The 12,235-nt window shown below is 36.2% G+C and carries 9 protein-coding genes; 8 read left to right on the top strand and 1 reads right to left on the bottom strand.

The window, feature by feature from the left end; translation table 11 throughout:
• Positions 1–410: 410 nt before the first annotated feature.
• Positions 411–1,160 (bottom strand): DeoR/GlpR family DNA-binding transcription regulator, encoded by a 750-nt coding sequence (locus ACHRWY_RS19075; RefSeq protein WP_395356803.1) that lies wholly within the window; start codon positions 1,158–1,160, stop codon positions 411–413.
• A gap of 220 nt (positions 1,161–1,380) precedes the next feature.
• On the opposite strand from ACHRWY_RS19075, the gene ACHRWY_RS19070 reads away from it, so the two are divergent.
• The 8 genes from ACHRWY_RS19070 (at position 1,381) to ACHRWY_RS19035 (ending at position 12,045) form a co-directional block, all read left to right on the top strand.
• Positions 1,381–4,443 (top strand): SusC/RagA family TonB-linked outer membrane protein, encoded by a 3,063-nt coding sequence (locus tag ACHRWY_RS19070; protein WP_395356801.1) that lies wholly within the window; start codon positions 1,381–1,383, stop codon positions 4,441–4,443.
• Between the two features lie 16 nt (positions 4,444–4,459).
• Positions 4,460–5,737, top strand: a complete 1,278-nt coding sequence (locus ACHRWY_RS19065) for a RagB/SusD family nutrient uptake outer membrane protein (protein ID WP_395356800.1) — start codon at positions 4,460–4,462, stop codon at positions 5,735–5,737.
• A gap of 216 nt (positions 5,738–5,953) precedes the next feature.
• Positions 5,954–7,525: a glycoside hydrolase family 10 protein gene (locus ACHRWY_RS19060; protein ID WP_395356798.1), complete on the top strand. Its 1,572-nt coding sequence runs from the start codon at positions 5,954–5,956 to the stop codon at positions 7,523–7,525.
• Complete coding sequence (locus ACHRWY_RS19055; protein ID WP_395356797.1) at positions 7,512–8,828, top strand: MFS transporter; 1,317 nt, start codon at positions 7,512–7,514, stop codon at positions 8,826–8,828. The genes ACHRWY_RS19060 and ACHRWY_RS19055 overlap by 14 nt, the downstream gene beginning before the upstream one ends.
• Before the next feature lie 21 nt (positions 8,829–8,849).
• Positions 8,850–9,191 carry a hypothetical protein gene (locus tag ACHRWY_RS19050; RefSeq protein WP_395356795.1) on the top strand — a complete coding sequence of 114 codons (342 nt, stop codon included), beginning with the start codon at positions 8,850–8,852 and terminating at the stop codon, positions 9,189–9,191.
• A 24-nt stretch (positions 9,192–9,215) separates the two neighbouring features.
• Complete coding sequence (locus ACHRWY_RS19045) at positions 9,216–9,665, top strand: GNAT family N-acetyltransferase (protein ID WP_395356794.1); 450 nt, start codon at positions 9,216–9,218, stop codon at positions 9,663–9,665.
• Between the two features lie 2 nt (positions 9,666–9,667).
• A complete protein-coding gene (locus ACHRWY_RS19040) occupies positions 9,668–11,281 on the top strand; it encodes a glycoside hydrolase family 3 protein (RefSeq protein ID WP_395356793.1) in 1,614 nt (537 codons plus the stop codon).
• A 125-nt stretch (positions 11,282–11,406) separates the two neighbouring features.
• Positions 11,407–12,045, top strand: a complete 639-nt coding sequence (locus ACHRWY_RS19035; RefSeq protein ID WP_395356792.1) for a peroxiredoxin — start codon at positions 11,407–11,409, stop codon at positions 12,043–12,045.
• Positions 12,046–12,235: the final 190 nt, after the last annotated feature.

Below are 12,235 nucleotides of genomic sequence, written 5' to 3'. Positions count from 1 at the left end.
TGTTGATGATGGTAGAATTGCCAATTTTCATAGTTGCTATATTCGTCATAGTTACTCTTTATTACTTTTAGGAACCAGGCACATATTATAAAAATGAATACCGAAACGAATACAGATACTTTTTCGTTTATATAATAAATTATGCCCGAAAAAATTAGGTTTGTAACAGTACCCAAAAGTACTACAGGCACAAAAAATAGTGCAAACACAGCTGGAGAGTCAAAAAAAACGAATACCGCAATTATCAGAATGACACTACTCGAAATTGTAAATTGTATACCAAACTGTTTCATCCTTATTTTTAGCTGCGCCTTTTCTATTATTTCCTTGAAATTAGGTTCAAATATATCATTCTTTATTAAAATTCAGTACTGCTATTTATAATGCCAGCGCAAAAAATAACTTGCGACTCAAAACAACCGGGCGCCAGCATCGGCAAAATTTTTAATTCGGGGACTGTTAGGGCTTAATTCGGTTACGATAGCATCTATTATATTCAGGTCACAAACTTTATGGGGCATTTTACCATTGATCTTGTCTGAAGTTGCCAGAACAATGACTTTAGCCGAAGCTTTGATCATTTCTTTTTTAATAACCGAAACTTCATATCCCATCTCGGTAATCCCCTGATTGACATCTAAACTGCTCACACCTATAAAACAAACATCGGCCTTAATTTTTGAGAGCACCTGAACTACATCTATGCCCACAGTTACCATGGCATTTTTCTCTAGTTTTCCTCCAATAAAAATCAGTTCTATATGAGGGTGCTGCGACAATTGCATGGCAATAGGCAGGCTATAGGTATAAATAGTAGCAGAAAAATCAAGCGGAATTAGCTTGCAAAAAGATAAATTGGTAGTTCCTCCAGTCATGATAATTACCTGTCCTTCACTTAAAAACGATAAGGCTTTTTGCCCCACGATCATCTTCTTATCTTCATTGATAATCGCGATATCAAATACATTCTTTGGCTTATCCTTTACCAGAAAGGCACCTCCATATACTTTATCAATCAGGCCTTTGTTATTCAATTCATTAAAATCCCTGCGTATGGTATCTTCGGAGATATTTAACTCCAGTGCGAGATCTATTGTATTGATTTTTTCGACATTCTTAAATTTATTCATGATAAATTGATGTCTTTCCCTTTTAAGCATCTGATTTTTTTAACAAATATAAAATATAATGCATTATTATGCACGATTAAAGGATGCCAATTTAAAAATCACGGGCTTAAATTAAAAATAAACATTAAACCAAAAAATAAAATGCATTATTATGCATTTTATACAGATTAAATTAAATAAGACGCAAAAAATGGCATTAATTAAAAATAATTTCTACATTTAGATTCTCTAACTAAACAAAAATTTTAAAATGAAAAAACTATTATTTATTTTATTTGGAATTATCTTGTTTGCGCAACCCGTTTTTGCCCAATCAAAAACCGTAACCGGTACAATTACAAGTGAAACTGATGGACTTTCTCTACCAGGAGTATCGGTTCTAATTGAAGGAACATCTAAAAGTACCGTAACCGATCTAGATGGAAAATTTAGCATTGCAGTAAACGAAAACGAAACGCTTCTTTTTAGTTTTGTTGGGTTTGCTACCAAAAAAGTTAAAGTTTCAGCTAACACGAATTCAATTAATCTTAAACTGGCCGAGGAGCTCAACACACTTTCTGAAGTAGTTGTATTAGGATCTACTGTTCGTGCAACCCGTAAAGAGCTCGGAAATGCCGTTACCAGTTTAAAGGGCGAAGACCTTGTAAAAGCGCAGCCAGGCGGACTTTCGACCGCTTTGCAGGGTAAAATTGCCGGTGCCCAGGTTTCTCAAAACTCAGGTGATCCTGCAGGGGGCTTTAGTATTAAACTAAGAGGAACTTCTTCTATATTAGGTTCTTCTGATCCGTTATACGTTATTGACGGGGTTGTTTTAAATAATGCCACGACCAATGTGACCAACTTAAATGTAACCACCGGAAATTCTAATATGCAAATTGGTCAAAACAGATCTTCAGATATTAATCCGAATGACATACAAAGTGTTGAAGTATTAAACGGAGGAGCGGCCGCAGCTATCTATGGCTCAAGAGCTGCTAACGGAGTGGTTTTAATTACGACTAAAAAAGGTGTAGCCGGTGAAACCAAATATACTTTTTCGACTAGTGTAACGTCTAACCAAATTCGAAAAAAATTAGACCTGAATATGTCTGACAAACAGTTTGTAAGCACTTCTCCTGCTTTGTTTCCTATTCAGGGAAATCCTGCCAGTTCTACTACAGTAAATGTATTAGGAAGAGATCTTGAAACGAGAACGACAAATGTACAACGATACGATTATCAGGATGATATTTTTACTACGGGAGCGGGAACTGATACTTACTTTTCGCTACAAGGAGGAGATGAAAAAACAAAATATTTTGCTTCGCTTGGCTATTTAGTAAACGAAGGAATCATTAAAAATACCGATTTTAAAAGAGCCGGTGCAAAAGTAAGACTGAAACACGATTTCAATTCGAAATTATCGGCAACTGTAGGATTGAATTACATTAATTCAGGTTCAAATGAAAAACCGGATGGAAACGTTTTCTGGAGTCCTATTAACGCTATAAACATTACCAATAATACGTACGATATTAAACAAAAAGATGCCAATGGCAATTATTTAGCCGTTGACCCTAACAGGATTAATCCGCTTTCTATTATAGATAATTTCAAAATCAAACAAAATACAGATCGTATTATTACAGATTTACAATTGAACTATGTTCCGTTTAAAAACTTCAATGCCGATATGATTTTTGGTTTAGACAATTATAACCAAAGAGGAAATGTATTTATCCCGAGATACACCTACACGGTTAACCCTGCTTATTATAATGATGGATATGTTTCTGAAGCTACTAACCGAGTGGTTCAGTTTAATAACGACCTGAATTTAAGATACCTTTGGAATATCAGCCCAAACTGGAAAGCCACCACTTATGCGGGTTATAATGTGCAGACTTACCGTGATAATTTTGCTGCTGTTGAAGGACGTAACTTAAAACCTTTTATCGAAACCATAAATGCTTTTAATACTTTAATTCCGGGTTCACCAAGTTCCAGCCAGTCCAGGTACAATTTGTGGGGTTATTATCTTCAGGAAACTTTTGGTTACAAAGATAAATTATATGTAACCGTGGCAGGAAGACAAGATGCTTCGACGATTTTTTCTAAAGACAACAGATCCCAGTTTTATCCAAAAGCAAGTTTAAGTTATGTGCTTTCTGATGAGAAATTTATGGAAGGCATTCATGATATCGTGAGTTCTGCCAGACTTAGAGGTTCCTGGGGAAAATCAGGTAGTTTAACCGCTATTAAACCTTATGCCCGTTTTACCAATTATGCTACCGGAACACTTTTAGGAAACAGTACTTTTACAATTGAAGGATTCAAGCAAGGAAATTTAGACTTAAGACCGGAACAAAGTGTGACGTATGAAGTAGGTGGTGATTTTGGATTCATCAAAGATCGTCTGAACCTGTCTTTTAGTTATTATAATGCTGATATTGATGACTTATTGTTGCCGGTGCAGTTAGCAGCTTCTGAAGGAGCAACAAACACGATCAAGAACATCGGACAAATGAACAATAAAGGATTCGAAGTGAATCTTAAATACGATCTTATTAAAAAAGAAAACGTACGCCTTGATGTTTTTGTAAACTACAGCAGCAACAGAAACAAAGTAACAGGATTGCCGCAACAACGTTTTAAACTGGATAGCAATTTAGCCGGGGCGCCTGTTTTTGTTGAAATGGATAAACCTATCGGGATTTTCTACGGTACTTATTTTGCCAGAAATGCAGATGGGAGTTTATTGCTGACCCCTGGCGGATATCCTCAAACTGAAAAAGGGGACGTAACTACCGGTGCACCACAAAGAGATGCCAACGGGCAACCAACAGGAACGATTCTGAACAAACAAATTGGAAATCCAAATCCGGATTATATCATTTCGTTTGGAGCAAATCTGAACTACAAAAAATTTGGTTTATCTGTATTATTTGATGGTGTTCAGGGCGTAGATGTTTTTGATGCTGATTACAGAACCCGACAAGGGGTTGGATCCGGAACATTGGTTACCAAAGAACTTAACGGAGAATTACCACGCGGCTATATCTGGTCTGTTTACAATGTAGAAGAATTCAGGGTCGTTGACGGTAGTTACTTAAAATTAAGAGAGGTATCTTTAAACTATTCTTTTGGAAAATTAAACAATTTCTTCGATGATTTAATTGTTACCGCCAGTGGAAGAAACCTGGTTTCATGGGATAAATTTACAAGTTTCGATCCCGAAACAAATTCCGGCGGACAATCTTCGGTTGCGAAATACAATTTTGGAACAGTGCCAATTCCTAGTTCTTACTCATTGGCTGTAAAAGTTCAGTTTTAATCAAATAAAAAATATCATGAAAAAAATATTCATCCCTATAGTAGCCTTTGCATCACTTTTAATCAGTTGCAATGAAGAGTATTTAGACCCAACCAAACCGTCTCAGGAATTAGTTTTTGGTTCTCGTGAAGGTCTTATTGGTGCCGCAAACGGATTGCAGCAACTGTGGAGTATTGACAGAACAAGCCCAGTTTACAATACCATTACCGGTAACGGATTTACAACAAAAGAACTCCGTTTACTAAATGCCGGAAATGTTGACGAAGGAGAACTTTCTGTTGGTGGCGAAGTGCTTTCTACCAAAAATAATGTAGTAAATAATCTATGGTCACAATGTCTTGTGATTAAAGCTGAATCGCAAAAAGTAATTGATCATATCGATGTTTTAACAGCCGAAAATGAAAAAGCAAGTGTTCTGGTTCATGCCACTATTTTTAAAGCAATGGCAATTACAACCCTGGTACAATATTTTCAAAGTGTTCCCCTAAAAACAGGAAAAAATGCCACTTTTGATACCAGAACCGATGTGCTAAACGAAGCTATTAAAATCTTAAAAGCAACAGAACCATATCTGGAAAAAGCAACCGGTGTTTCAGGTTTGGTAAGTACGGTTAATTACAAAAATACCGTTTACGCACTTTTAGCCCGAACCTATTTAATGGCCGGAGATTATGACAATGCCATCGCTTATGCGACCAAAGTAGATCTTTCGGCAAAATCGGTATTCGCTTTCGATCAGATTAGTCCAAACCCAATTGCCTATATTTCGATTACCACAAACAATGTATTTCAACCGGTTGATTTAACATTAGGGTTGCCGGCAGCCCTGGCTCCTTCAAGTGCTGACGGAAGATTGAATTTTTATATCAAACCCGGTTCAAATCCTACAACAGCAACTGGTTTCTTTGACACGAACATCAAATCAATCCCCGTTTATTTACCTGGTGAAATGACACTGATTGTAGCAGAAGCATACGCCCGAAAAGACAACTTACCACAAGCCGTTATTGAACTCAACAAAGTTTTGACCAAAACAGCCGCAACAGATGCTTACGGAATTGGGGCAAACCTGGCGCCATATACCGGAGCGGTAACGAAACCAGCTATTTTAACCGAAATTTACAGAAACCGTTGTATCGAAATGTACATGTCAGGTTTAAAATTTGAAGACAGCAGAAGATTTGAACGTCCTGCTGCAGGAACAGCCGGTGCCGAAAGAAACCGTAACTGGTACCCTTATCCGGATTCTGAAAGAAATAATAATACCAATACCCCTGCAGATCCTGCAATATAAATATGCTAAAAAACGGGGCATTGTGTTATGCCCCGTTTTTTTGTTACCTATTTTTAGATTCTTGCCTGATTACTATCCTATCAAAAAAAGAACCGGAAAAAAAACAAAAATCAATTATATGAAATCCACATAAATAGCGTTCAAATTATAATTTATGAATTATTTACTATAGTCCGCTAAAAAAACTATTTTTGGTTTCTGTTAAAAAAGATTGAAATGCATAAAAATCAGCTACTACTATTCTCTATTCTATTTTTATTTTTCTTTGGATGGAATTCCAACGCACAGGAAAAAATCGTATACCCTAAAAACGAGTTCAGAGGGGTATGGATTGCTACTGTAGTCAACATCGACTGGCCAAAAACAGCAATAGACGGTGTTGAAAAAGAAAAAGCAGATTATCTGGAGATTTTAGAAGCCTATAAAAAACTAAATTACAATGCCGTAATTGTTCAGATTAGAAGTGTTGGTGATGCCTTTTACCCGTCAGAATTGGCGCCGTGGTCCCGTTTTTTAACCGGAAAAGAAGGTCAGGCACCCAATCCGTATTACGATGCATTGGCGTGGATGATCGAAGAAGCACATAAAAGAGGTTTTGAATTTCATGCCTGGCTGAATCCGTATCGTGCGACCTTCGACTTAAACAAACAGTTATTAAGCCCAAATCACGATATTTTTAAGCATCCGGAATGGATGATCGAATACGGTGGAAAATATTATTATGATCCTGCCTTACCTGAAGTTCAGGAACATTTGACCAAAGTGGTAAAAGAAGTCGTTGATAAATACGATATCGATGCCATACATTTTGATGACTATTTTTATCCGTATACCGTTCCCGGAAAAGTATTTAATGATACTGCATCTTATAAAAAATATGGTGCAGGCTTAAGCATTTCAGATTGGCGTCGTGCCAATGTAAGTAACTTTGTACATACAATTTCAACTACAATAAAAGCCAGTAAACCGTGGGTTCAGTTCGGAATAAGTCCGTTTGGGGTTTGGCGTAATAAATCAGTTGACCCTAAAGGTTCTGAAACACAATCGACTTCAAATTACGACGATTTATATGCCGATCCGGTTTTATGGATGGATCAGAAATGGATCGATTACATCCTGCCACAATTGTATTGGAGTATGAATAATCCAAGGGCTTCTTACTCGAAATTAGTAAAATGGTGGTCCGAAAACTCTAATAATACTGCCCTTTATATTGGTCATGCGTCTTATAAAATCAGAGGCGACAGCGACAAAAGCTGGAATTTTGCTACTGAAATCCCAACACAGATTGATTTTGCAAGAAGTTTCAAAAAAGTAGGCGGAAGTGCGTATTTCAGTTCTAAATGGTTTATGACTAAAAACTTTGATATCGTGCGCCTTTTAGAAGAAAACCAATACAAGTACCCTGCTCTTCCGGCAGCAGTGCCAAATTTAAAACATATTGTTATTGACATTCCGGTAGTGAACGAATATCAAAAAGACAGCGTTCACTATGCTTTCAATATTAAAGCGCCATTGAATACAAAGGTGCGCTATATCGTACTTTATGGAGGAGAAAGCACCTCTAAAACAGACATCAACGACGCTACAAAAATAATTGATAAAATTGCCGTTTGCGAAACTAACGGAACTATTTTATTCTCTATCCCTGCCGAAAAAATGAATCAGTACAAAGCTTGTGCAGTAACATTTATTGATTATTTTGCAAACGAAAGTACCCCGACTACGATCGACCTAAAAAAGACATTTAAACTCTATTCACCTGCACAACCTAATGAAAACAGATAATAAACCCTGGTTCTGGATTCCGCTTCTTAATTTTGCATCTGGCCTGCCGTATGCTGTAATCATCTCAGTTTCTGTCATTATGTACAAAAATCTGGGTATTTCAAATGAAGATATTGGCGTCTACACCAGTTTATTATACCTCCCGTGGGTTATAAAACCACTTTGGAGCCCGTTTATAGAGTTAACAGGAACCAAAAGAAAATGGTTTTTATCGATGCAATTGCTTATTTCGATTGCCTTTTTATTAGTCGGTTTTACAATTCCCGCAAGTGGATTTTTCATCATGACCTTAGCTATTTTTTGGGTTGCGGCTTTTGCTTCGGCTTCTAATGATATTGCCAGCGATGGATTTTATTTATTGGTCTTACCAAAAGAGCAGCAATCTTTTTTCCTGGGAATCAGAAGTACTTTTTACAGGCTTTCGATGCTTGCCGGAAACGGATTAATCGTTTTGTTTGCCGGTTACCTGGAACATAAATACGGAGACAATACCAAAGCCTGGTCGTATACCATGATTTTCGTTGGTTTATTGATGACATTTATTACGATTTACAATTTCATTTTTACTCCAAAAAATGAAATACATACAATTGAAAGTAAAGACAAAGCACACCAGCAAAACTTTGCCACTATATTTATAAGTTTCTTTCAAAAAAAACAAATTGGGGTTATTCTGGCTTTTATCCTGGTTTTCAGACTTGGAGAATCTCAGTTACTTAAAATGTTAAGCCCATTTTTACTGGACGGAAAAGAGTTGGGCGGAATGGGATTAGATACTGAAGCCGTTGGAATAATTTACGGAACTTTAGGCATTTTTGCTTTGACCATTGGAGGTATTCTGGGAGGCATTGCCATCTCTAAACACGGCCTTACCAAATGGATGCTTCCTATGTTTCTGGCTATGCATCTTCCTATTATTGGTTTTATCGGATTAGCCCATTTTCAGCCGGATGCGATTTTTCATCTCCATTTAAATTTTTATTTTTTCGAAATCAATTCTCCTCTTAACCTGTATACCTGCATTACTGTTATTCTGGAACAATTTGGATACGGTTTTGGTTTTACAGGTTTTATGATGTATTTAATACATGTTGCCGAAGGAGAATCCAAAACAGCACATTATGCACTTGCAACTGGTTTTATGGCATTGGGAATGATGCTTCCGGGAATGCTAAGTGGTTTTATACAAAAATATTTAGGTTACGAAAATTTCTTTGTTTGGGTATTACTTGCCACAATTCCCGGTTTGGTACTTTCCAGATTTTTAGATTTTCCAAAAGATTTCGGTAAAAAAACAGAATAACAGCTATACAATATAACGCCCATGGAAATCAATGAAAACATCCAGGTTGAACGAAACCTGAAAGCAATTGAATTGGAAAAAGCAGGAGAAATTGAGAAAGCAATTGCGTTATACGAAGAAAATATTAGCGAAGGTTTTAAAGGAAATCATCCTTATGACCGACTGGCAACGATCTACAAAAATCAACTTGATCTGGACAATGAGATCAGGGTTTTAGAAAAAGCCATTATCGTTTACGAAGAAATCACTCTCGAAGACCGGTTAGAAGGTTTACCTAAACTTTTTCGTTTCAAAAACCGACTTGAAAAAGCCTTACACACCAAAACACAGCTTGCCAAACAAAAGAAAAGCAAGCTTAAATAAGCATCAATTTTAGCATATTTTATCATGACCAGCTTAAAAAGAACCAACTCTGACGATATTGATTTTAAAAACCTGGTAGTTTTATTAGATCAGGATTTAAAAATCAGGGATGGAGAAGATCACGCCTTTTACAATCAGTATAATAAAACGGATACCATAAAACACGTTATCGTTTATTATGAAAATGAAATTGCCGTAGGTTGCGGTGCCTTTAGAGAAAAACAAAGCGATACCGTCGAGATCAAACGCATGTTTGTACATCCTGACTACCGCAAAAAAGGAATTGCATCTGCTGTCTTAGCCGAATTGGAAATTTGGGCTGCCGAAGCAAAGTATGCTTGTACCATTCTGGAAACCGGAAAAAATCAGCCGGAAGCCATTAACTTATATCAAAAATTAGATTATACCATCATTCCAAATTATCCGCCTTATGAAGAAATGGATAATAGTGTTTGCATGAAAAAGACTTTATAATAATGAAAATAACACCTCAAGGATTAAGACAAAAAGTGGGACAATTCTTTTTTCCCGCCGTATTCATCAATGATACCGAAGAAAATATTCAGGAAACCGAACGTTTGATAAAAGAACATAATATTGGCGGACTCACCTTTTTTCACAGTCGTGCCAGTGCCGCTACAAACTACGAAAGCAAGAAACAAGTCGTTTTTAATGATGATAGTTATCAAAAAATCAAAGACCTGATCGTTCGTTACCAAAAAGCCGCTTCTACTCCACTTTTAATCAGTATTGATGCCGAATGGGGATTGGCGATGCGTATCGAAAAAACTCCGCAATATCCGTATGCCATTACACTTGGTGCTTTGCCGGAAAGTAAATCAAATCTGGTTTACGAAGTGGGGAAACAGATTGGTTTAGACCTTAAGGCTGCCGGAATTCATTATAATTTATCGCCTTTGGCAGACATTAACAATAACCCAAATAATCCGGTTATTGGCTATCGTTCTTTTGGTGAAAATAAAGAAAAAGTCGCTGATTTTTCGATTGAATATTTAAACGGAATGTCGGAAGTTGGCGTTTTAGGCTGCCTGAAACATTTTCCAGGACACGGAAATACCAATATCGATTCGCATTTGGGATTACCGGTTCTAAACGAAACGCTTGAAGAATTATTAGAAAACGAATTGTATCCTTTCATCAAAGGAATCGAAAATAATGTCGATTCTATTATGATTGGCCACCTTGCCGTTCCGAGTTTAAACGACGGAAAAGACACATCGGCAACCTTATCAAAATCCATTATCGAAACTCTTTTACGCAAGCAATTAGGTTACGACGGTTTAGTAATTTCTGACGCGTTAAATATGCACAGCGTTTCTAAGTTGTATGAAACCAAAGGAGAACTGGAATGGGAAGCTTTCAATGCAGGAAATGATGTTTTGTGTTTTGCCGAAAATGTTCCCGAAGGAATTGAGTCAATTCTTAAAAAGGCTTCGCCGGAACGTATCGAAGAAAGCTTCAACAGAATCATGAAAGCCAAAGAAAAAGTTGGCATTTTGTCTGATAAAATTTTTACTTCAGGTGAATTAGATTTCGAAAAAGCATCCCAATTAAATCTTGAAATTGCCCAAAATGCAATTACAAAAATAATAGACAATTCGAATACTGAATTAGCTTTCGAAGCACAAAAAAACAATCAATTAGCAAAATTAAGTTTATATAAAGGTGTCGGAAATACATTCTTTCAAACCTTACATTCAAAATTAGAATCTCCTGAATTTGCTTTTGAAAATTTAGAATCTTCCGATATTTCAACCATAAAAACAGCATTAGAAAATTTCGAAACCATTTTGATTGCATTATTTGTTCCAAAAGCAAAACCAATGCATAATTTCGAAATCAATAATGAAGTTTTAGAATTACTTTCTGATTTACTTGAGACTAAAAAATGCATCGTTTATGTTTTCGGAAACCCGTATGTTTTACCTATTATTCCAAACCTTAAAAAGGCTTCAGGGGTAATTCAGGTCTATCAGGATTTTGAAGAATTTCAAAAAACAGCCGGAATTCAATTTTTAGAAAATATTTCCTGCAACGGCATACTTCCGGTAAATATTGACATTCAATAACTTACAATTAAATATAACTAAATACTATCAACTTATAAATATTAATAATCACATCTTATTGTAAGAACCCTTAGTTATGTCCTACTTTTGCACCAGAAATAAATTTTTAACGTAAAACGAAAAATATGTCTTTAGTAGGAAAAAAATTCCCAAGTATTGCAGTAGATGCTATCTCAGAAATGGGTGACAATTTAAAAATCAACATTTTTGAAGAAGCAGTAAACAACAACAAAAAAGTATTATTGTTTTGGTACCCAAAAGATTTCACTTTTGTATGTCCAACTGAATTACACGCCTTTCAAGCTGCATTACCAGAATTTGAAAAAAGAAATACTATCGTAATCGGAGCTTCATGTGATACTAACGAAGTACACTTCGCCTGGTTAAACACTCCAAAAAACAACGGTGGAATCGAAGGTGTAACTTACCCAATCTTAGCGGATACAAACCGTAACTTAGCGAACATTTTAGGTATCCTTGATATCGAATCTACAAGCTACAGCGAAGAAACTGACTCAGTAGTTATCGAAGGTTCAAATGTAACTTACAGAGCTACTTACCTTATCGACGAAACGGGAAAAATCTTCCACGAAAGTGTAAACGATATGCCATTAGGCCGTAACGTAAACGAATACTTACGTATGGTTGATGCTTATACTCACATCCAGGAAAAAGGTGAAGTTTGTCCTGCAAACTGGGAAGCCGGAAAAGAAGCAATGTCTGCAGACAGAATTAGTACTGCTGAATACTTAAGCGCAAACTAATTTTTTATAAAGACACAAAGGTTCATAGGTACAGAGTGACAAAGTTTTTTTGTTACGATCTACAAAGTTTTAAACTTTGTCCCCTTGAACCTTTGTTCCTTTAATACTCCTAAAAACATACGGTAAAGATTAACAACAAAGCTTTTTGTTGCGACATTTTATGAAGTTTAAAAACTTTGTCCCTTTGAAC

Origin of the sequence: Flavobacterium sp. FlaQc-48, from assembly GCF_044007335.1 — a bacterium.
GTDB lineage: Bacteria > Bacteroidota > Bacteroidia > Flavobacteriales > Flavobacteriaceae > Flavobacterium.
Note: the sequence above shows the minus strand (reverse complement) of the source record. Positions and strands in the feature narration are given on the sequence as shown.